This window comes from Vibrio cholerae (assembly GCF_008369605.1).
Classification (GTDB): Bacteria; Pseudomonadota; Gammaproteobacteria; order Enterobacterales; family Vibrionaceae; genus Vibrio; species Vibrio cholerae.
This window is the reverse complement of record NZ_CP043554.1, coordinates 188,585-209,620: the sequence shown is the minus strand read 5'-3', so window position 1 is coordinate 209,620 and position 21,036 is coordinate 188,585. Positions and strand designations below refer to the sequence as shown.

22 protein-coding genes are annotated in these 21,036 nt (G+C 49.6%); 9 read left to right on the top strand and 13 right to left on the bottom strand.

The window, feature by feature from the left end; genetic code table 11:
* The first annotated feature begins 185 nt into the window (after positions 1 to 185).
* From frdA to frdD, 4 genes are read left to right on the top strand one after another with little or no spacing between them, the layout of a single operon-like run.
* On the top strand, positions 186 to 1,994 hold the full coding sequence (gene frdA, locus F0316_RS01035; protein WP_001166594.1) for a fumarate reductase (quinol) flavoprotein subunit: 1,809 nt from the start codon (positions 186 to 188) through the stop codon (positions 1,992 to 1,994).
* A complete protein-coding gene (locus F0316_RS01030) occupies positions 1,994 to 2,752 on the top strand; it encodes a succinate dehydrogenase/fumarate reductase iron-sulfur subunit (RefSeq protein WP_001276017.1) in 759 nt (252 codons plus the stop codon). Before frdA ends, F0316_RS01030 begins: the two co-directional genes overlap by 1 nt.
* A gap of 2 nt (positions 2,753 to 2,754) precedes the next feature.
* Positions 2,755 to 3,138, top strand: a complete 384-nt coding sequence (gene frdC / locus F0316_RS01025; RefSeq protein WP_149560149.1) for a fumarate reductase subunit FrdC — start codon at positions 2,755 to 2,757, stop codon at positions 3,136 to 3,138.
* Between the two features lie 10 nt (positions 3,139 to 3,148).
* Positions 3,149 to 3,511 (top strand): fumarate reductase subunit FrdD, encoded by a 363-nt coding sequence (gene frdD / locus F0316_RS01020; protein ID WP_000611152.1) that lies wholly within the window; start codon positions 3,149 to 3,151, stop codon positions 3,509 to 3,511.
* 113 nt (positions 3,512 to 3,624) lie between these two features.
* Here frdD and efp read toward each other — a convergent pair whose 3' ends face one another.
* On the bottom strand, positions 3,625 to 4,191 hold the full coding sequence (gene efp, locus F0316_RS01015; RefSeq protein ID WP_000246893.1) for an elongation factor P: 567 nt from the start codon (positions 4,189 to 4,191) through the stop codon (positions 3,625 to 3,627).
* A 32-nt stretch (positions 4,192 to 4,223) separates the two neighbouring features.
* On the opposite strand from efp, the gene epmB reads away from it, so the two are divergent.
* On the top strand, positions 4,224 to 5,246 hold the full coding sequence (gene epmB, locus F0316_RS01010) for an EF-P beta-lysylation protein EpmB (protein WP_148502389.1): 1,023 nt from the start codon (positions 4,224 to 4,226) through the stop codon (positions 5,244 to 5,246).
* 36 nt (positions 5,247 to 5,282) lie between these two features.
* On the opposite strand, the gene F0316_RS01005 is transcribed toward epmB, so the two are convergent.
* From F0316_RS01005 to F0316_RS00995, 3 genes are all read right to left on the bottom strand, one after another.
* Entirely contained in the window at positions 5,283 to 5,843 is a 561-nt protein-coding gene (locus tag F0316_RS01005; RefSeq protein ID WP_001039513.1) for a VC2662 family protein, read from the bottom strand.
* 210 nt (positions 5,844 to 6,053) lie between these two features.
* Positions 6,054 to 7,688, bottom strand: a complete 1,635-nt coding sequence (gene groL, locus F0316_RS01000) for a chaperonin GroEL (RefSeq protein ID WP_149560148.1) — start codon at positions 7,686 to 7,688, stop codon at positions 6,054 to 6,056.
* A 53-nt stretch (positions 7,689 to 7,741) separates the two neighbouring features.
* Positions 7,742 to 8,032 carry a co-chaperone GroES gene (locus F0316_RS00995; protein ID WP_001026274.1) on the bottom strand — a complete coding sequence of 97 codons (291 nt, stop codon included), beginning with the start codon at positions 8,030 to 8,032 and terminating at the stop codon, positions 7,742 to 7,744.
* Positions 8,033 to 8,391: 359 nt separating this feature from the next.
* Between F0316_RS00995 and F0316_RS00990 the strand changes: the two genes are divergently transcribed.
* Entirely contained in the window at positions 8,392 to 9,009 is a 618-nt protein-coding gene (locus tag F0316_RS00990) for a helix-turn-helix transcriptional regulator (protein WP_000859361.1), read from the top strand.
* Positions 9,010 to 9,147: 138 nt separating this feature from the next.
* Positions 9,148 to 9,507, top strand: coding sequence for a DUF3135 domain-containing protein (locus F0316_RS00985; protein WP_019829437.1), 360 nt, complete (start codon positions 9,148 to 9,150; stop codon positions 9,505 to 9,507).
* Between the two features lie 128 nt (positions 9,508 to 9,635).
* Here F0316_RS00985 and F0316_RS00975 read toward each other — a convergent pair whose 3' ends face one another.
* Entirely contained in the window at positions 9,636 to 10,076 is a 441-nt protein-coding gene (locus F0316_RS00975; protein ID WP_000058340.1) for a DUF805 domain-containing protein, read from the bottom strand.
* A 19-nt stretch (positions 10,077 to 10,095) separates the two neighbouring features.
* Positions 10,096 to 10,446 carry a 5-carboxymethyl-2-hydroxymuconate Delta-isomerase gene (locus F0316_RS00970; RefSeq protein ID WP_001133286.1) on the bottom strand — a complete coding sequence of 117 codons (351 nt, stop codon included), beginning with the start codon at positions 10,444 to 10,446 and terminating at the stop codon, positions 10,096 to 10,098.
* A gap of 243 nt (positions 10,447 to 10,689) precedes the next feature.
* Between F0316_RS00970 and tpiA the strand changes: the two genes are divergently transcribed.
* Positions 10,690 to 11,463: a triose-phosphate isomerase gene (gene tpiA, locus F0316_RS00965; protein ID WP_001254171.1), complete on the top strand. Its 774-nt coding sequence runs from the start codon at positions 10,690 to 10,692 to the stop codon at positions 11,461 to 11,463.
* A 117-nt stretch (positions 11,464 to 11,580) separates the two neighbouring features.
* Complete coding sequence (locus F0316_RS00960; RefSeq protein ID WP_071179779.1) at positions 11,581 to 12,963, top strand: MATE family efflux transporter; 1,383 nt, start codon at positions 11,581 to 11,583, stop codon at positions 12,961 to 12,963.
* 86 nt (positions 12,964 to 13,049) lie between these two features.
* On the opposite strand, the gene rraA is transcribed toward F0316_RS00960, so the two are convergent.
* From rraA to priA, 7 genes are all read right to left on the bottom strand, one after another.
* On the bottom strand, positions 13,050 to 13,565 hold the full coding sequence (gene rraA, locus F0316_RS00955) for a ribonuclease E activity regulator RraA (RefSeq protein WP_000456236.1): 516 nt from the start codon (positions 13,563 to 13,565) through the stop codon (positions 13,050 to 13,052).
* Between the two features lie 74 nt (positions 13,566 to 13,639).
* A complete protein-coding gene (locus F0316_RS00950; RefSeq protein WP_001066162.1) occupies positions 13,640 to 14,557 on the bottom strand; it encodes a 1,4-dihydroxy-2-naphthoate polyprenyltransferase in 918 nt (305 codons plus the stop codon).
* Positions 14,558 to 14,660: 103 nt separating this feature from the next.
* Positions 14,661 to 15,992: an HslU--HslV peptidase ATPase subunit gene (gene hslU, locus F0316_RS00945; protein WP_001293366.1), complete on the bottom strand. Its 1,332-nt coding sequence runs from the start codon at positions 15,990 to 15,992 to the stop codon at positions 14,661 to 14,663.
* 65 nt (positions 15,993 to 16,057) lie between these two features.
* Positions 16,058 to 16,615, bottom strand: a complete 558-nt coding sequence (gene hslV / locus F0316_RS00940; protein WP_000208249.1) for an ATP-dependent protease subunit HslV — start codon at positions 16,613 to 16,615, stop codon at positions 16,058 to 16,060.
* A gap of 136 nt (positions 16,616 to 16,751) precedes the next feature.
* Positions 16,752 to 17,303: an SPOR domain-containing protein gene (locus tag F0316_RS00935; RefSeq protein ID WP_001891621.1), complete on the bottom strand. Its 552-nt coding sequence runs from the start codon at positions 17,301 to 17,303 to the stop codon at positions 16,752 to 16,754.
* Positions 17,304 to 17,474: 171 nt separating this feature from the next.
* Positions 17,475 to 18,482 carry a DNA-binding transcriptional regulator CytR gene (gene cytR, locus F0316_RS00930; protein ID WP_000224452.1) on the bottom strand — a complete coding sequence of 336 codons (1,008 nt, stop codon included), beginning with the start codon at positions 18,480 to 18,482 and terminating at the stop codon, positions 17,475 to 17,477.
* Positions 18,483 to 18,787: 305 nt separating this feature from the next.
* Positions 18,788 to 20,992 (bottom strand): primosomal protein N', encoded by a 2,205-nt coding sequence (priA, locus tag F0316_RS00925; protein WP_149560147.1) that lies wholly within the window; start codon positions 20,990 to 20,992, stop codon positions 18,788 to 18,790.
* Positions 20,993 to 21,036: the final 44 nt, after the last annotated feature.

The window sequence follows — 21,036 nt, the reverse complement described above, 5'->3', positions numbered from 1 at the left end:
AAAAGCCCAACAGAATCAATTTTTCATTCTTCAAGCTCTCCTACACTACCCCTACCACTTAATGGGTGGTCAGGTGTTGAGTCAGTGAGTTCCATCTCAGTAACTTCCAAATCAATACTTTGAAAACTCTAGGTACTGAAACGAACTCAGTCCATAAAATAAAATAATCACACTGGAGGATAACTGTGCAAATTCTCACCACAGATATCGCAGTCATCGGCGCTGGTGGCGCTGGTCTTCGTACTGCTATTGCAGCGGCAGAAGCAAACCCTCATTTAGAAGTTGCTCTGATTTCTAAAGTTTATCCAATGCGTTCTCACACAGTCGCAGCCGAGGGTGGCTCCGCAGCAGTTATCAAGGATGAAGATAGTCTAGATAACCACTTCAACGATACCGTTGGCGGTGGTGACTGGCTATGTGAACAGGATGTTGTTGAATACTTTGTTGCCAATGCAACCCGCGAAATGATCCAGATGGAGCAATGGGGTTGTCCTTGGAGCCGTAAAGAGAATGGTGAAGTCAACGTACGTCGCTTCGGCGGCATGAAAGTTGAGCGCACATGGTTTGCTGCCGATAAAACCGGCTTCCACATGCTGCACACCCTGTTCCAAACTTCAATGAAGTACCCACAAATCAAGCGATTGGATGAGTACTTTGTGGTGGATTTGCTGGTTGATGAAGGTGAAATCCAAGGTTTGATTGCGATTCATATGTCGGAAGGCGAGCTGGTCACCATTAAAGCTAAGTCGGTTGTTCTAGCCACTGGCGGTGCGGGTCGCGTTTACCACTGCAATACTAACGGCGGCATCGTGACTGGTGATGGTATGGCGATGGCTTTCCGTCACGGTGTTCCTCTACGTGATATGGAATTCGTTCAATACCACCCAACAGGCCTACCAGGCACGGGTATTCTGATGACCGAAGGTTGTCGTGGTGAAGGCGGTATTATCGTCAACAAACATGGCTACCGTTACCTGCAAGACTACGGTATGGGCCCTGAAACTCCAGTGGGTCAACCAAAGAACAAATACATGGAACTGGGTCCGCGTGACAAAGTTTCTCAAGCCTTCTGGCATGAGCAGCAAAAAGGCAACACCATCAAACACCCACTGGGTGATGTGGTACTGCTTGACCTGCGCCACTTAGGTGAAGAATACCTGCAAGAACGTCTGCCATTTATCTGTGAACTGGCCAAAGCGTATGTGAACGTTGACCCAGCAAAAGAGCCGATTCCAATTCGTCCAACCGTGCACTACACCATGGGTGGTATCGAAACCAATGGCGAATGTGAAACCCGCATTAAAGGCCTGTTCGCCGTGGGTGAATGTGCTTCTGTTGGTCTGCATGGTGCGAACCGTTTAGGTTCTAACTCGCTAGCGGAATTCGTAGTCTTTGGCCGCGTTGCTGGTGAAAAAGCGGTTGAGCGCGCTGCAGAGTTTAAAGGCTGGAATGAAAAAGCCATCGCCGCACAAGTCAAAGCGGTTGAAGATCGCATCGCAGCACTGATGCAGCAAGAAGGCGATGAAAATTGGGCAACCATCCGTACAGAAATGGGTCACACCATGGAAGCGGGTTGTGGTATCTACCGTCAGGAAGATCTGATGCAAGAAACCATCGACAAACTGGCCGAGTTGAAAGAGCGTTACAAGCGCATCAGCATCAAAGACAAAGGCAAAGTGTTCAACACTGACCTGCTATACGCGATTGAAGTAGGTTACGGTCTAGACGTGGCAGAAGCCATGGTTCACTCCGCTATTCTGCGTAAAGAATCGCGCGGCGCACACCAACGTCTTGATGAAGGTTGCACCGAGCGTGATGACGTGCAATTCCTCAAACACTCTTTGGCATTCTATCAAGAAGGTCAAACACCGAAGATCGATTACAGCCCAGTGAAAATCACCAAGTCGCAGCCAAAAGCGCGTCTGTACGGTGAAGCAGCCGAAAAAGCTGCCGCAGCTGAAGCGGCCGGAAAAAGCGTAGAGGAGCAAAAATAATGTCAGCACAACGTATTCAAAAAGTGGACATTCTGCGCTACGACCCAGCCAACGATGCAGAGCCACACATGCAACGCTTCGAAGTTCCGTTTGATGAAACTATGTCGGTACTGGATGCGATTGGCTATGTGAAAGATCACTTAGATAAAGATCTTTCTTACCGCTGGTCATGCCGTATGGCGATTTGTGGCTCTTGCGGCATCATGGTCAATGGTGTACCAAAACTGGCATGTAAGAGCTTCTTACGTGATTACCCAGAAGGCGTAAAGATCGAGCCACTGGCCAACTTCCCCATCGAGAAAGACCTGATCGTGGATATGACGCCGTTCATCGAGCGTTTGGAAGCGATCAAACCATACATCATAGGTAACGATCGTAAGCCTGAAGACGGCACTAACCTGCAGACCCCAGAGCAAATGGCACGCTACAAGCAGTTTGCTGGTTGTATCAACTGTGGTTTGTGTTATGCAGCTTGTCCACAGTTTGGTCTAAACCCTGAGTTCTTAGGCCCTGCGGCACTCACTCTGGCGCACCGCTACAACCTCGATAGCCGTGACAACGGTAAAGCCGAGCGTATGAAGCTTATTAACGGTGATAATGGCGCTTGGGGTTGTACCTTCGTGGGTTACTGCTCTGAAGTGTGTCCAAAACACGTTGACCCAGCGGCAGCCGTAAACCAAGGCAAAGTGGAGTCCTCATTAGACTTCGTGATCGCGATGTTGAACCCAGATGGTTCACCGAAGAAAGTGGAGGCCTAAGGATGAGTAACCGTAAACCTTATGTTCGTGAAATGAAACGCACTTGGTGGAAGGATCATCCTTTCTACCGCTTCTACATGGGACGTGAAGCGACGGTTCTGCCATTGATCCTGTTTACCCTGTTCCTCACCGTTGGTTTAGGTTCTTTGGTGAAAGGGCCTGAAGCATGGCAAACCTGGTTGGACTTTATGGCTAACCCACTCGTCATTGCGATCAACCTAGTGGCGCTGGCGGGAAGCTTATTCCATGCGCAAACCTTCTTCAGCATGATGCCACAAGTCGTGCCTATTCGTTTAGGCGGCAAACTGGTTGATAAAAAGATCATCGTGCTAGCACAGTGGGCGGCCGTGGCCTTTATCTCACTGATTGTTCTTATTGTGGTGTAAGGAGCTTATTGTGATTAATACCAACCCAAAACGTTCAGACGAACCCGTATGGTGGAGCCTGTTTGGTGCTGGTGGCACTTGGTTTGCCATGATCACCCCGATTACCGTTCTGGTACTGGGCATTCTTGCGCCACTGGGAGTGATTGATGCCGAAGCACTGAGCTATGAGCGAGTGTCTAGCTTTGCAACCAGCATCATTGGTGCACTGTTCATCATCGGCACCTTAGCTCTGCCAATGTGGCATGCCATGCACCGTGTTCACCACGGGATGCATGATTTGAAATTCCACACCGGTGTGGCAGGGAAAATCGCTTGCTACGGCTTTGCAACCATCATCTCCGCACTGGCGGTCGTGTTTATCTTCATGATCTAACATGAAACATCAAAAAGCTGGCTGACAACAGGCCAGCTTTTTGATTGCAAGGCTAAAACTACACGCATAAAAAAACCAACCGCAAGGTTGGTTTTTTCTTGTGACCGAGGTGATTACTTCACACGGCCAACGTATTCTGCAGAGCGAGTGTCCACTTTGATCACTTCGCCAATCTGTACGAAGAGAGGTACACGAACGACAGCGCCGGTAGACAGAGTCGCTGGTTTGCCGCCAGTACCTTGAGTGTCACCTTTCACGCCTGGATCCGTTTCAGTCACCTCTAGCTCAACGAAGTTTGGTGGAGTGACCGCGATTGGGTTACCATTCCACAGCGTCAGCATACAAGTGTTGTTTTCTACCAACCATTTCGCATTCTCGCCAACCGCTTTTGCATCTGCAGCAAGCTGTTCGAAGGTGCTGTTGTTCATGAAGTGGTAGAATTCGCCATCGTTGTACAGGTAATCCAGATCGATATCGACAACATCAGCAACTTCCGCTGTGTCACCCGATTTAAAAGTTTTTTCCAGAACTTTACCAGTAAGCAGCTTACGGATTCTCACGCGGTTGAATGCCTGACCTTTACCTGGTTTTACATACTCGTTTTCGAGAATGACACAAGGCTCGTTATCAAGCATAATTTTGAGACCGCCTTTAAATTCATTCGTGCTAACAGTAGCCATTTTTTCCTCTTACTATCTTCGAGTTAAAATCAATGCCGCACATCATAACCCGAAAAGTCATTTCTGTTGAGCAAAACTGGTTGCAACAGCTGGCAAACGCGATCTCCGATCCTCTGCAATTATTGCAGCAACTTGAGATCGATCCTTCGCCATGGCAAGACGGATTTGAAGCGCGCAAACTGTTTGCGCAGCGGGTGCCGCAAAGTTTTGTCGATCGCATGCAAAAAGGCAATCCTGCCGATCCACTTTTACGGCAAGTTTTACCGCTGAGTGCCGAGTTTGAGATTCATCCCGGCTACTCACATGACCCACTGGATGAACAAAACAACACCGTGCCCGGCTTGCTGCACAAGTATAAAAATCGCTGCTTGTTGATCGTCAAAGGCGGTTGCGCCATCAACTGCCGTTATTGCTTTCGCCGTCATTTTCCCTATGAAGATAACAAAGGCAGTAAAGCGATTTGGCAACAAAGCCTCGATTACATTGCGCAAAATCCACAGCTCAACGAAGTGATTCTCTCCGGTGGCGATCCTTTAATGGCCAAAGATCATGAGCTTGCATGGCTGATGGAGCGTATCGCAGCAATTCCGCACATCAAACGGTTACGCATTCACTCGCGATTACCCGTGGTGATCCCCGCGCGCATCACCGATGAATTGGTTGAACTGTTCGCGCAAACCCGCTTGCAAGTACTGCTGGTGACACACATCAACCACGCCAATGAGATCAATCTTGAGCTTAAACAGCAGATGGCCCGTTTGCGAGCCGTCAATGTCACCTTACTCAATCAAGGTGTGTTGCTCAAAGGGGTCAATGACACGGTTGACGCACAAGTGGCGCTCAGCGAAACCTTGTTTGATGCAGGCATTCTGCCTTATTACTTGCATGTGTTGGATAAGGTGCAAGGCGCGGCGCATTTTTACGTCAGTGATGATAAAGCAAGGCAGATTATGGCAGGCTTGATTGAGCAGGTGTCAGGCTATCTGGTACCGAAATTAACTCGAGAAATCGGTGGCAGGCCCAGCAAGACACCGCTTGATCTGCATCTTGAATAAAGAAAAAGCGTTGCCTAGGCAACGCTTTTTGCATCATTACTTCGCAAAGTTAATGATTGGGAAACACTTAAAGAAGCCGTTGTCCGCACAGTTGATCAAACCAATCTGCACGCCTTCGATTTTTTCCGTTTTGTTGAATAGGCCAAACTGCACTGTTGAAGTGTTCGAGAAGTTGGCCGCACCTAAGTCAACGAGAGTGTTACCTTCTGAGTAGTTCACAAAGCTCAAGTTCGCGCCTTTCACATCATGAGTCAGGTTCACAAAACCTAAGTTCGCACCGTAAGTATTACCCGTGTTCCAGTTCAAAAGACCCAAAGATGCACCCGTCATCTCTTGGTTCACTTTGCTTGCACCGAAGAATAAGCCAAAGTTCACACCTGTGGTTTTGTCGGTTTCAGACAGGCCAAGAATCGAGAAATCAACCCCTTTGACTTCATTCACTTTACCGTGCAGTGCCGACAAACGTACACCCGCAACTTGGTTCGCATCTGGCGTGTTGAAATTATCGATAGAAGAGAACATAACGGGTGTTGAAGCCAATGCGGCTGGTGCAGCCATCGCTGCAGTAAGCGCCATCAAAGCAAACGGCTTGTTCATAAAAATAACCTCCAATCAGGATGGATAAGGGGGAAAACTAGGCAACATTATCCATATCTTGCATAAGGTAATGTGAATATTGTGTCATTTTTCCGCGCAGTTTATGGTCATGTTCTTGGTCATGCTGACCAATCTTAACCATGCTTTAGCATAACCACGGCATAAAAAAACCGGAGCTTGGGCTCCGGCTTTTCCTGCTAAGGGGGATGATTACATCATGCCGCCCATGCCACCCATGCCCATGTCTGGCATTGCTGGTGCATCTTTCTTCGGCAGCTCAGAGATCATCGCTTCAGTGGTGATCATCAGACCCGCAACAGACGCTGCGAATTGCAGAGCAGAACGGGTTACTTTGGTTGGATCCAAAATACCCATTTCGATCATGTCACCGTACACGCCCGTTGCCGCGTTGTAACCGTAGTTACCTTCGCCTGCACGAACATTGTTGGCAACCACTGATTCTTCGTCACCCGCGTTTTTCACGATTTGACGCAGTGGCGCTTCCATCGCACGTAGTGCGACACGGATACCCACGTTTTGCTCTTCGTTGTCACCCACCAGAGAAGAGAGTTTAGAAGCTGCGCGGATCAGGGCTACACCACCACCCGCAACAACGCCTTCTTCTACCGCTGCGCGAGTCGCGTGCAGCGCGTCTTCTACGCGATCTTTCTTCTCTTTCATTTCCACTTCGGTTGCTGCGCCCACTTTGATTACTGCAACGCCGCCAGCCAGTTTTGCTACGCGCTCTTGCAGTTTCTCTTTGTCGTAGTCAGAAGTGGCTTCTTCGATTTGTTGACGGATCTGCGCAACACGACCTTGGATCGCAGCTTGATCGCCAGCACCATCGATGATGGTTGAGTTTTCTTTGGTGATAGAAACGCGTTTCGCTTGGCCTAGGTCTTCCAGAGTCGCTTTTTCCAGCTCCAGACCGATCTCTTCAGAGATCACAACACCGCCAGTCAAGATCGCGATATCTTGCAGCATCGCTTTACGACGATCGCCAAAGCCAGGAGCTTTAACCGCTGCCACTTTCACGATGCCGCGCATGTTGTTGACAACCAGAGTCGCCAGCGCTTCGCCTTCCACATCTTCAGCCACGATCAGCAGTGGACGAGAGGCTTTCGCTACGCCTTCCAGTACTGGCAGCAGTTCGCGGATGTTAGAGATTTTCTTATCCACCAGCAGGATGAATGGGTTATCCAGTTCTACACTGCCTGATTCTTGGTTGTTGATGAAGTATGGTGACAGGTAACCACGGTCAAACTGCATACCTTCAACCACATCCAGCTCGTCTTGCAGCGCTTGGCCTTCTTCAACGGTGATCACGCCATCGCGACCCACTTTTTCCATCGCTTCAGCAATGATGTTGCCCACGCTAGAGTCTGAGTTCGCAGAGATAGTACCTACTTGGGCAATCGCTTTAGTATCGGCACAAGGTACAGACAGTGCTTTCAACTCTTCTACCGCAGCGATAACCGCTTTATCGATACCGCGCTTCAGATCCATTGGGTTCATGCCAGCAGCAACCGCTTTTAGGCCTTCGTTCACAATCGCTTGAGCCAGTACGGTCGCTGTGGTTGTACCGTCACCCGCCGCGTCGTTGGCTTGAGAAGCGACTTCTTTGACCATTTGTGCGCCCATGTTCTGGAATTTGTCTTCCAGTTCAATTTCACGCGCAACTGATACACCATCTTTAGTAATGGTTGGTGCACCGAAAGATTTGTCGAGAACTACGTTACGGCCTTTAGGACCTAAGGTCACTTTTACCGCATCGGCCAGAATGTTTACGCCTTCTAGCATTTTTACACGAGCGTCATTACCAAAACGTACGTCTTTAGCAGCCATTTTTCATTTCCTTTCTAAATTCAGTTATTGATTTCGTTGGGATTCAGAATCAATTATTCAACGATTGCCAAAATGTCATGTTCAGCCAAGATCAGCACTTCTTTGCCATCGATCTTTTCTGTTTTTGTGCCGTAGCTTTCTGCGAAGATCACGGTGTCGCCTACTTTCACGTCCAAAGGTTGAACTGAACCGTTCTCTAGAATGCGGCCTTTACCAACAGCCAACACTTTACCGCGCGTTGATTTTTCCGCCGCAGAACCAGTTAGAACAATTCCACCAGCAGATTTTGATTCAACTTCTTGGCGTTCAACGATCACTCGGTCATGTAATGGACGAATATTCATCGGTCGTCTCTCCTGATTTAATTTTCCGTATGGTTGATAAAACGCTGATCATCAGCATGTGTCACATATGTGGGGGAACTTGCAGCATATCCCAAGGGGGCAAGCGTAAAAAAACGTGATTAATTTAACATTTTCAAACAGCAAATCGCTCTGGGCAGGGTGGCGCTTTCGATCCTGCTGGTGATCAAGGGCAACCCGCTAGCGAGTCCTTAGGTATAGTAAATAGTTTGCTTTATTAAATTCGCATTCCATAATAACGGCAGTATAAAGAGGCACCGATCCAGCAACACCCAAAATGAATGGTGACAGGCACAATGGCTCCGCTTAGAAACCACACCTTGTTAGGAAAATAAGAGACGATGAAAACGGTTGACCGCATTCTTCACACGATCAAACGTGAAGGCACAGTAACCGCCAAACAGTTGGCTGAAGACCTAGGTATCACGACCATGGGCGCTCGTCAGCATTTACAAAGTCTGGAAGAAGAAGGTGTGCTGGCCTTTCATGATGTGAAAGTCAAGGTCGGTCGTCCGACTCGCCATTGGTCTTTAACCGCGAAAGGACACAATCAGTTTGCCGATCGTCATGGTGAGCTGACCATTCAAGTGATTGATGCGGTCGAGCATATTTTTGGTAAAGAAGGACTCGCCAAGGTGGCGGCGGAACGGGAAGCCCAAACCTTTGCTGCCTATCACAACGCCTTAGTGGGGTGCCACTCTCTACAAGAAAAACTCGAAGCTTTGGTTACCCTGCGTGAACAAGAAGGCTATATGGCCGAGTTAGAGTCGACGGCCGACGGCTTTATTTTGATTGAAAACCACTGCCCGATTTGCAAAGCAGCCACCCGCTGTCCCAGCCTGTGCCAATCCGAATTGAATGTTTTTCGCCGTTTATTGGGCGAAGAATGCCATATCGAACGCCGCGAACACATTGTCGCCGGAGAGCGTCGCTGCACCTACTTTATTGCCGCGCGATAATCTCTCTCATGCTGTTTTTCGCCCTTTTCGTCTTATTTATAAGAAGGGCGATATTCGTTCCGCCGAACTGCGCAAAAATCGCTTAAGCTAGTATTGTTGACAAAAGCATCAGTTTAGCCAAAGGCGGAGGATTGCCACATGACGCCCCCACACTCACCCGAACCCTGTAATCAGGTGCTACCACCCTTTGATGAGTTGGTCGCCCTCGCAAAGCACCATCCTGATGCTTTTGATCAGTTTAAGAAGGAGATGTGCGAAGAGATGATCCTCTCTGCCTCGCACGCCATGCAGCAAAGGCTTTGGGCACAGCAGAGCCATATTGATCGCGTAGTGGGTCAATGTAAAAACCCCGTACACGCCAACGTAACTTTAATGCGTGAACTGAGCCAACAAATGGTGCGTTTTCGCAATGCATTGGAGGGCGATTTGCAGCAAGAAACCGTCGCGGATGTGGTGCCGTTTCGCCCGAGAATGGTTCAAGACGACGGCTGGCGATAACGCTCTCAGCCGAGATGGCAAAAGTGGCAAGAAACAATCACCACCGCTAAAAGCGGTGGTTTAGGGATGACAATAAAGAGAGGAGAGAAACCTCCTCTCTTACGCATTTGATACCGCTTATTGCTAGACTAGCTTTTTTTGATCCACTTCGGATCGGGGCCAAAACGGTTACTGCCATCCGTGCCAGAAAGAAATCCGCACTCCACCAAAATCCATGCACCACACAGTAACGCCACAAACGAGATAAGTGTTTCCAGCATCCCGGGTTGGGTATTCACGGCCAATTCTCCTGCCGGAATCGTCATGCGGCCAATCACAAGCGGCACATTGAGTAGCAACCACCAGCTGGATTTGTCACGATCATGCCAACGCTTAGCAGTAATCGCCAAATCTGGCACTAGGACTACTAGCAGAAAAACCGGCAAGATCAGGTGCGCAACATCGGGAAATAGCAGATTCGATCCCATTGCAAAGCCGGCAATCATGGCGTAGTAGCAAATATTCCACAGCCAGAAAGCTTGGCGACCAATACGCCCCTGAAAAGAAAACAACAGTGTTTGTAACGACATGACTTTTACCTAAACAAGGTCATCGATTGATGACTTTTTGAAAGCAGTCTGTATCCATATCTCGAATATTAATGGTCAAACTGCGCACATGGCTGGCTTTCGCCGCCAGAATCTCCATCAGCTTACGCGATAACTCTCGCTTTTGCTCAGGACTGCGTCCTGCCAGCAACTCAAAACTGAGGTGAATAAAATCAACGCTGTCGCCTTCATCCCCAATCAACCAATGGTGGCAGCGCAGCGCGCGAGATTTTACCGAACTTATTTCAAACAGTCCTGAATCAATCGCGGCTCGATGTAAATCTTCCAGCAATCCTTGCACATTGATGCGTTCATCGACTGAGTTTGAGTATTCCATGACTAAGTTTGGCATTCGGTTTTCCTTGCTAACGGTGGATAAAAATCGTTCTGTCCTAGAGAGAGGGATAGTAATAACAAGTTCAACCTAAAAAACCGAGCCACTACCGAATAATCTGTCACTCAGATCACTCGATTGCTGATTTGTCGCGTCGATGAGATCCCATAAAGACATGATACGAGTCATGATCTGACGAATTTATTCTGCTATAGTCCTGCGAGTTTATTTTTTACATTGATTAGATATGGAGATATTCCTATGCGTCGTCCTGTTGTGATGGGTAACTGGAAACTGAATGGCAGCAAAGCTATGGTCACTGACCTGCTAAACGGTTTGAATGCAGAACTTGAAGGTGTTGCAGGTGTTGATGTTGTCGTTGCGCCACCAGCAATGTATTTGGATCTGGCTGAGCGCCTGATCAAAGAAGGCGGCAACAAGCTGATCCTGGGTGCACAAAACACCGATACTCACAACAGTGGTGCGTACACAGGTGATATGTCTCCTGCGATGCTGAAAGATTTCGGTGCTTCGCACATCATCATCGGTCACTCTGAGCGTCGTGATTACCACAAAGAATCAGATGAGTTCGTCGCTAAGAAATTTGCGTTCCTGAAAGAAAACGGCCTAACGCCAGTCTTCTGTATCGGTGAAACTGAAGCGCAAAACGAAGCGGGCGAAACAGAAGCGGTATGTGCTCGCCAAATCAACGCAGTGATCGATGCTTACGGCGTTGAAGCACTGAACGGCGCGATCATCGCTTACGAACCAATCTGGGCAATCGGTACGGGTAAAGCCGCGACAGCAGATGATGCACAGCGTATCCACGCGTCAATCCGTGCACTGATCGCTGCGAAAGATGCTGCAGTGGCTGAGCAAGTGATCATCCAGTACGGCGGTTCTGTAAAACCAGAAAACGCAGCGTCTTACTTTGCACAACCAGACATCGATGGTGCGCTGGTTGGCGGTGCATCACTGGATGCGAAAGGCTTTGCCGCGATCGCCAAAGCCGCAGCAGAAGCGAAAAAAGCGTAATTTGCGATTCTCGCCACTGATCGTTCAAGGCCAGCATAATGCTGGCCTTGTTGTTTTTAGCCCCTCGCAATTCACTCCCTAGGCTGCCTTCCCTAGTCCCTGTTTTTAAGTTCAGGTATGCTAGGCACCTTGTTTCCCTTCGTTGCCCAGCTTATGCACGATAAACACGGCCTGCTTTCTGCCCCCATCCCCCTCGTTTTACGGCAAATGACCGTACCGATGATTTTCGGTTTGGTGGCCATTTTGATGTTCAACCTTGTCGATACTTTCTTTATTTCCTTACTAGGTACACAGGCGCTGGCGGCAATCAGTTATACCTTTCCGGTCACCTTTGCGGTCAACTGTATTACCATGGGCATTGGGGTTGGGTTATCCACTTGCATAGGGCGCTTGCTCGGACAAGGTGATGGACGACAAGCCGCGCGCGTGTCTAGTCATGGGTTACTGCTCGCCTTATTGCTAGTGGCCGCAGCTTCAACACTCGGTTTATTGACCATAGAACCGCTGTTTTTGCTGCTTGGTGCCAGCCATGAGCTGATCCCTCTTATCAAAGAGTACATGGTGGTGTGGTACCTCACGATTCCCCTGCTCGTGCTACCTATGGCCGGTAACAGCGCGATTCGCGCCACTGGCGATACCAAAACACCCGCCAAAATTATGATGCTGGCGGGGCTGATTAACGGCGCGCTCGACCCACTGCTGATTTTTGGCTACGGCCCATTTCCTGAACTCGGCATCCAAGGTGCTGCGATTGCTAGCGCTTTCTCTTGGTTGGGGGCATTAATCGGCTCACTCTATTTGCTGATCAAGCGTGAAAAACTGCTCGCCATACCATCGCTGCCTCATCTGCGCGATGACTGGCAACAGATTTTAAAAATCGGCACTCCGGCTGCGCTTTCTACCGCAATGAACCCAATTTCTGGCGCACTGCTGATGATCATGCTCTCAAGCCACGGCACTGCAGCGGTGGCCGCGTATGGTGCGGCGCAGCGCATTGAGTCGATTCTGATTTTGGTACTGATGTCGCTCACGTCTGCCCTCACCCCCTTTATGGCGCAAAATCTTGGGGCGCAAAATCCTGCACGCAGCTTTGCCGGACTCTTTCTGAGTCTACGCTTTTCTCTGCTGTTTCAACTTATGGTGTTTATCATGATGGTACCGCTGAGCATTCCACTGGCGGCGCTGTTTTCTCAAGAGCAAGCCGTGCGCGATCTGCTGTGGCACTATTTGTTAGTCGTGCCGGTCAGCTACGGCTTCCAAGGCGTGGTGATGATGTTGGTTTCCGCCCTCAACGCCTTACATCAACCACTCAAGGCTTTTCAATGGAGCTTTATGCGCCTGTTTGTGTTCACCCTACCCGCAGCTTGGATTGGCGGCAGACTGTACAACATTGAAGGGTTATTTATCGGTATTGCGGTGGGGAACATACTGGGCGGATTATTGGGTTATCTCTATGCGCTCAGATTGCGGCGTCAAACCCTTACGCCTGATTTGGATTAAGCTCGTTACAAGCCAATAGAGAATGCATGAAAAAAGCCGATATCAACGACATCGGCTTTTTCAATTCTTAGAGTGCGAGAGCTCGCTTACAGCAACTCATCTTCCTCTTCTTCGCCCAGATCCGCGCTCAGCGGCTCTTGCGAGATGATGATGCCGGTATTGTCAGCATACAGATAATCTTCTGGTAGGAAGGTGACGCCGCCGAAGTTGACTGGAATGTCCACTTCACCGATGCCTTGCGAGGTTGCGCCGACAGGAATAGAAGCAATCGCCTGAATACCGATGCTCATCTCTTCCAATTCATCCACTTCACGGACACTGCCATACACCACAATGCCTTCCCACTCATTTTCTTCCGCTAGAGCCGCCAATTCTGCATCAATTAATGCACGGCGCAGCGAGCCGCCACCGTCAATCAGCAAAATACGGCCAAGACCATCTTGCTCAAGGGTTTCACGGATCAAGCCATTATCTTCATAGCACTTAATCGTGGTGATTTGACCGGCAAACGAAGCACAGCCACCAAAGTTGCTGAACATAGGCTCCACGACATCGACTTGGTCGAGATAGATATCACACAGCGCAGAAGTATTGTATTCCATAGCTTTGTTCTCTTAGCGAAAGTCTTCCAACGAGTATATAGAGTGATTGAGTCATTGCAATGACAGAGTGCAAATTAACTTGTCAGAGTTTGGGCAATGATCACTCCAACAAACAAAAGGTTGGTGATCACCGACGTTTTCACCACCACGGGCATCATGGGGGCAATTTGCGCGGGTTGCTCGGTAAACCACACGGCTCGACCGTGACGAGTCACCACCGACAAACAGAGCAAAAAGGGCAAGCTGATCCACAGTGGTTTGTCTTGTAAAACGAGGTAACCTGCAAACGCGGCAACGGCACCAAACAACAAAGCAAAGTGATACTGCTTCGCACGCACTTGACCCAAGCGCACCGCCACAGTGCGTTTGCCACACTGCGCATCGTTTTCAATATCGCGCATATTGTTGACATTCAGTACCGCCACCGCCAGTAAACCGCAGCCTAAAGAGGGTAATAACAAGCTCCATTCGATATAGCCAGTGTGTAAGAAAAAACTGCCGGAGACGCCAAGCAAGCCAAAAAATAGGAATACCGATAGATCGCCAAGCCCGACATAGCCATAAGGTTTATTCCCGACGGTATAAGCAATCGCCGCTAAAATCGCCAATACGCCTAAGCCAATAAATATCAGGATATTTTGCAAGTTATCAAAGGCATACAGCACCAATGCCAAGCCTGAAACCATGGTCAGAATAACATTGATCGCCATGGCGCGTTTCATATCACTTAAGCTCACCGCCCCCGATTGAATGGCGCGCATCGGTCCTAAACGAGCATGGTTGTCGGTGCCTTTCACCGCATCGCCATAATCATTGGCAAGATTGGACAGAATTTGCAGCAAAGTCGCGGTCAGCAGAGCTAACACCGCGATCAGCCAGTGAAAATTTCCCGCGGAGAAGGCTAATGCACTCCCGGTTAAAATGGAGATCAGCGCCAGAGGCAAGGTTTTCGGACGCGCGGCATCCAACCAAATTTGCACAGAGTTATTCATGATAATGAGAGTACGATCAACATGGCGTCAGTATACGCGCAAATCACCCAGATAAAAAAGCCCACCAAATTCGGGTGGGCTTTCACTTCAAAAATTAAGCAGTCTAGAGAATGAAACGGCTGAGATCTTCGTCTTCGACCAGCTCACCCAAACGCGCTTTCACGTAAGCAGCATCGATCACAAAGGCTTGGCCGGCTTTTTCTGTTGCATCAAAGGAGATTTCATCCATTAAACGCTCCAGCACAGTATGCAGACGGCGCGCACCAATATTTTCGGTGGTTTCATTGACTTGCCATGCGGCATCCGCAATCTGCTTGATACCATCTTCGGTAAACTGCACATCCACCTGTTCGGTTTTCATCAGCGCAACATATTGCTCGGTGAGTGATGCTTTCGGCTCAGTCAGAATGCGTTTGAAGTCGTTGCTCGACAGGGCTTCCAACTCAACACGGATGGGCAAACGGCCTTGCAGCTCTGGGATCAAATCTGACGGTTTTGCTACTTGGAACGCGCCTGAGGCAATAAACAGGATGTGATCCGTTCGCACCATGCCATGCTTGGTGGATACCGTACTGCCTTCAATCAAAGGCAGCAGATCGCGCTGCACCCCTTCACGAGAAACATCGGGACCCGAGACTTCACCGCGTTTACAGATTTTGTCGATTTCATCGATAAACACGATGCCGTTGTTTTCGACATTGTAAATCGCCTGCTCTTTCAGCTCTTCTTGATTGACTAGCTTAGCGGCTTCTTCTTCCACCAAGGCTTTCAGCGCATCTTTAATCTTCATTTTGCGCTTTTTCTTGGTGTCGCCCGCGAGGTTTTGGAACAGTCCCTGCAGTTGGTTGGTCATCTCTTCCATGCCTGGAGGTGCCATGATTTCCACGCCCATCTGCGGTACAGCGACGTTAATTTCAATCTCTTTGTCGTTCAGTTGCCCTTCACGCAACTTTTTACGAAATACTTGGCGGGTGCTGGAGTTTTCCTCTTTTTGCTCTGCTTGTCCCCACGCATCGCGTGGTGGAGGCAGCAGCGCATCCAATACGCGCTCTTCCGCTAACTCTTCAGCGCGGAATTTCACTTTTTCCATCGCTTGCTGATGCGTCAGCTTCACCGCAACATCAGTCAGATCGCGGATGATCGATTCCACTTCCTTACCGACATAGCCCACTTCGGTGAATTTGGTCGCTTCAACCTTGATGAAAGGCGCATTCGCAAGCTTGGCTAAACGGCGAGCAATTTCAGTTTTGCCCACACCCGTTGGGCCAATCATCAGAATATTTTTCGGGGTCACTTCAACACGCAAGCTCTCTTCAAGCTGCATACGACGCCAACGGTTACGCAGTGCAATCGCTACGGCACGTTTGGCTTTATCTTGACCTATGATGTGGCGATTGAGCTCGCTCACTATTTCGCGGGGAGTCATTTCAGACATGATTCAAATCCTTCACTCAGCTTTTCGGGCACTATCTTGTGGTTATTTGCCGGAGACTTATTGATCTACGCAGATGCGCCTTGTGGCAACATCGCCTGCGGAATTTCGAGTTCTTCGATAGTGTGATGGTGGTTAGTAAACACGCAGATATCGCCCGCGATATTTAAGGCTTTTTCGGCGATCGTGCGTGCATCAAGCTCGGTGTTTTCTAACAGAGCAATAGCAGCCGCTTGTGCATAGTTGCCACCAGAACCGATCGCAATCAGATCGTGTTCAGGCTGCAGCACATCACCATTACCGGTAATGATCAGCGATGCGGTTTCATCGGCGACCGCCAAAATGGCTTCCAAACGGCGCAGCGCGCGATCGCTTCGCCAATCTTTGGCTAGCTCAACCGCCGCTTTGGTCAGGTGACCTTGGTGCATCTGCAACTTACTTTCAAAGCGCTCAAACAGGGTAAATGCATCAGCGGTTCCACCAGCAAAGCCTGCCAGTACTTTGTTGTTATAAAGGCGGCGCACTTTACGTGCATTGCCTTTCATCACGGTATTGCCTAGCGATACCTGCCCGTCACCAGCGATGACAACTTTATTATTACGACGCACTGATACGATAGTAGTCACAAGAGGCCTCTTTAATTTTTATCGGAGAGTTACCCGCTTATATGCGGCTACCGGAAAACAATTTCAAGCCAAGCGAGAGAAGTTGACCGAATGCCAACAAAAAAGCCTGATCAACATCAGGCTTTTGGGGAGTCGTTTACTGCTTTTCAGCCCAGATAGCGCAGGGCTCGATTTTTGCGCGTTGCAGTTTGTGCTTATCGCGCTCCGCATCGCGCTTAAATTTGTAAGGTCCGAGGACGACACGATACCAACTGCTGTCCGCTTTCTTACGGATATGGCTGCTGATGCCTTGGAAAGCGATATCCAGCTTACGCGCTTCGGCTTGCTCTGCGGTTTTATACGCACCACACTGCATCACGTAAGGGATATCCGACACTTCCTGCTCTTTGGCCACGACTTCAATTTCGCGATTGGGCAAGGTGTCTACGTAGTCCCACTTTTCCGTTGGCGGGGGCGGTAGCGTTTCTGTCGGCTTAGGTTTACTGCTCGATGTCGATGATGACGTCGACACCTGAGTGTTGACTTTAGGTTCCGGGTCGTTGCTGAGCAAATACAAGCCATAACCAAAGCCCGCGATGAGTACTATAGCGACTAAACCACTACGCCATGGTTTACGGCGCGGCGCTGCTTTTCTACGGGTCGGCTTCTTCGGACTACGACCGCCTCTTACATAATCTCTATTAGCCACGTTGTTGTTCGGAAATTAACAAAATTGTCCACATGTTAATGCAGATCGCAGCCAGATAACAGAGTTACGCCCAAACAACTGGCCTTATCGCCGATCTCAGCGCTGCGACAGGAACGAAAAAAGGAACCGAGTTCAAACCATTCAAGCATGAAACTCGGTTTCGAAGGTGGGTTACTTCTTGCTTGGCGGCGCAGCACTCTCACGCACGACCAGCTTGGTCTCCAAAAGACGCGATCCTGCACGCACATCGTGTCCGCGAAGCAGCTCAAGCATCATCAGCATGGCTTGACGGCCAATCTCATAACGCGGCTGCGAAATGGTGGTTAATGGGGGATCGCAGTACTGGGCAAACTGAATATCGTCAAAACCGACCACAGAGAGATCTTGCGGTACGCGCAAGCCAAGTCGCTTCGCTTCCTGAATTGCGCCAATCGCCATCGTATCGTTGTGACAGAAAATCGCGGTCGGCTGCTCAGGCAATGCCAACAGCTGACGCACCGCTTTTGCCCCGGCTTCAAAAGTGAAATCGCCAAAAGTGCAGTAAGTCGGGTTCATGGTGATGCCAGCACGACGCAGCGCCTGTTGATAGCCTTGATGACGGAATTGGCACAGCGCAGCATGTTGTGGACCGGAGATCTGCGCAATCCGTTTGTGCCCAAGCTGAGTGAGATAGTTTACAGCCTCAAATGCCGAGGTCAGGTTATCAATGTGTACCGTTGGCAATTCCAGCTCTGGCGCAAATTCACACGCCATCACCATAGGCGGTAGGTTTTTCTGCTCAGGTTTACTCACATCAAACGGCAAATCTGTCCCCAGCAGCAACATACCGTCTGCCTGTTTGGTAAACACCAGATTAACGAACGAGTTCTCCCGACGCTTCTGTTGACCACTATCCCCCAACAGCACCAGATAACCGTGCTCCATCGCGGCATCTTCAATACCGCGAATGATCTCAGAAAAGTAGGGATCACAGATATCTGGCACGATAGCAACGATGGTTTTCGATTCATTACGGCGCAAATTGCGCGCCAAAGAATTGGGTGAGTAACCCGCTTCCAGCACGGCCTCTTCCACTCGTTTGCGAGTGGACGACGAGACTTTCTCTGGATTCATCAACGCACGAGACACGGTCGCGGTTGAAACTCCAGCAAGCTGGGCAACATCCTTCATTGTCGCCATGTATTTTTACCCTCTTTTCTCTATCGAGTGATGTTGAGCATCACACTCATGATGACTGATCTTGTAAGACTTAACCTGCAATCAGTAAATCTTGTTCATGCTAGAAATCATGGCCATAACCATGACGTTGGGCTTAACGAAAACGATTCACTGAGTGGATTTTACCGATAGTCTAAGGGATTCAGAACAGAAAGTTACGGCGAGATTAACAAATTTTGCATAGTCACTGTGATTTTCATCACGATAATAAGCATTAATTTGCTGACAAAATTAACACACATCAGCGTTATAAAACGCGATGTGAATTAGCTCAAATCTTGCGGATCAATATCGATCGACCAGCGCACCTTGCTCGACAGCGGTAATTGTTGCAGTGCTGGACGTGCGCTTTGCAAAATCTTCTGCATCAGGGTGCGATTCGGCGTTTGTAGTAAAAGCTGCCAACGGAATTTTCCCGCTCGTTTCGCGAGTGGCGCAGGCGTAGGCCCGAGCACCATACATTCGCTATCAAACCAAGGATTGCAGCGCAAGGTTTCGCGCACTTGACGCAAAAAATCTTCCACTTGAGCGGTGTGATTGGCTTCGGCTCGAAATAAGCTCAAGAAAGAATAAGGGGGCAACTGCGCCAGCTTACGCTCTTCCAACGCCGTCAGGGCAAAATGGTGGTAATCCTTATGCAGCAAGGCTTGTAGCAAACTGTGTTCGGGATGATGCGTTTGTAACACCACTTCGCCCGGCTTGCTGGCACGCCCTGCCCGCCCTGCGACTTGAATAAAGAGCTGAGCCAAACGCTCAGAAGCGCGAAAATCACTGCTGTACAATGAGCCATCGACATCCAACAACGCGACCAAGGTAACATCGGGGAAGTGATGTCCTTTGGCGAGCATTTGCGTACCAATCAAAATCTGATATTCGCCTTTGCGAATCGCGGTTAACGCCGATTCCAAACTGCCTTTACGCCGCGTGCTATCTCGATCAATCCGCACTGAACGATACTCAGGGAATAGAGTGCGTAATTGCGCTTCAAGCTGTTCCGTACCAACGCCGACAGTAACCAGTTGAGTCGAGCCGCACCCGTTGCATTGATGGAGAACAGGACGCTGTGAACCACAATGGTGGCAGCGCATTTCATTGCTGTGTTGGTGATAGGTGTAATAGGCATCGCAGCGCTGGCACTCCGCAATCCAGCCACACTCGTGACACATCAAGGCCGGAGAAAAACCGCGGCGGTTTAAAAACAGCATCACCTGATTACCCGCCGACAAATGGCGGCGCATTTCCGCAATCAAAGGCGCAGACAGGCCACTTTCCAGATAGAGCCCTTTCACATCCAACGCGTGGTTACGTGTGGGTAGTGCATTACCAGCACGCTGCGTCAGTTGCAAGTGATGGTATTTACCACTGAGCGCATTATGCAACGTTTCCAAAGCTGGCGTCGCCGAGCCGAGCACAATCGGAATATTCTCCAAATGCGCGCGCATCACAGCGACATCTCGGGCGTGATAACGCAGACTATCTTGCTGCTTGTAAGAACTGTCATGTTCTTCATCAACAATAATAATGCCCAATTTGGCAAAGGGTGTGAACAGCGCCGAGCGCGTACCAATCACAATCCCCGCCACTTTATCGCGCGCCGCCAGCCAAGCGTTGAGGCGTTCAGTATCGTTGAGCGCCGAGTGCATCACTTCGATGGGGACATTAAAACGTTGGCGAAAACGGTTGATGGTTTGTGGAGTTAAACCAATTTCCGGCACCAACACCAAGGCTTGTTCACCACGCGCCAATACAGGGGTGATGAGGTTAAGATACACCTCTGTTTTGCCTGAGCCCGTTACCCCTTCTAATAAAAAGCAGCCGAAACCTTGCTGGCTATTCACCGCCGCAATCGCGATCGCCTGCTCTTGATTAAGCTTAGGTTTATCGACTTTAGCTTCCAGCTCTTGCGGCCAAGGACGCGCCACAGGTTTACGCTCTTCACACTCAATCCACCCTTTTTCGACCAAGGCTTTGAGGGTCGTACTGCTCACCTCTTCATCAAGCAAAGTTTGGTGCGATAAAGCGCCGTGCTGCAACAAATGGAGAACTTGCGCTTGTTTTACCGCGCCACGCTTCACCCCTTGCATCAGTTGCTCTTGACCAAGCGCGGTCAAACGCCACTCTTTATGGCTAGTCAGCTCTGCCGCTTTGCCTTTGCGCAGTGCGCCGGGCAAGGCATTCGCGTACGTTTCACCGAGCGGATAATGATAAAACTGGCTACACCAGTGCAGCAGAGACTGCAGTTTATCTGGCCACACGGGCGCGTCATCCAAAACGGCTTGCACGGATTTCAGTTGTTCGATAGGAAAATCGGATTGATGTGTCAGCGACTGGACAATACCGACCAAGGTTTGTCGCCCAAAAGGCACTTGCACACGACCGCCCAGCACGGGAAATAGATGAGCTGGGATCAGATAGTCGAAAGACTTATCCAGAGGTACAGGCAGGCAAACTCGGGCAATGGTGGGTCGCATCAGGGTCCAAAACAGGGAAAAATCAAACGGATCACAGTCTACTG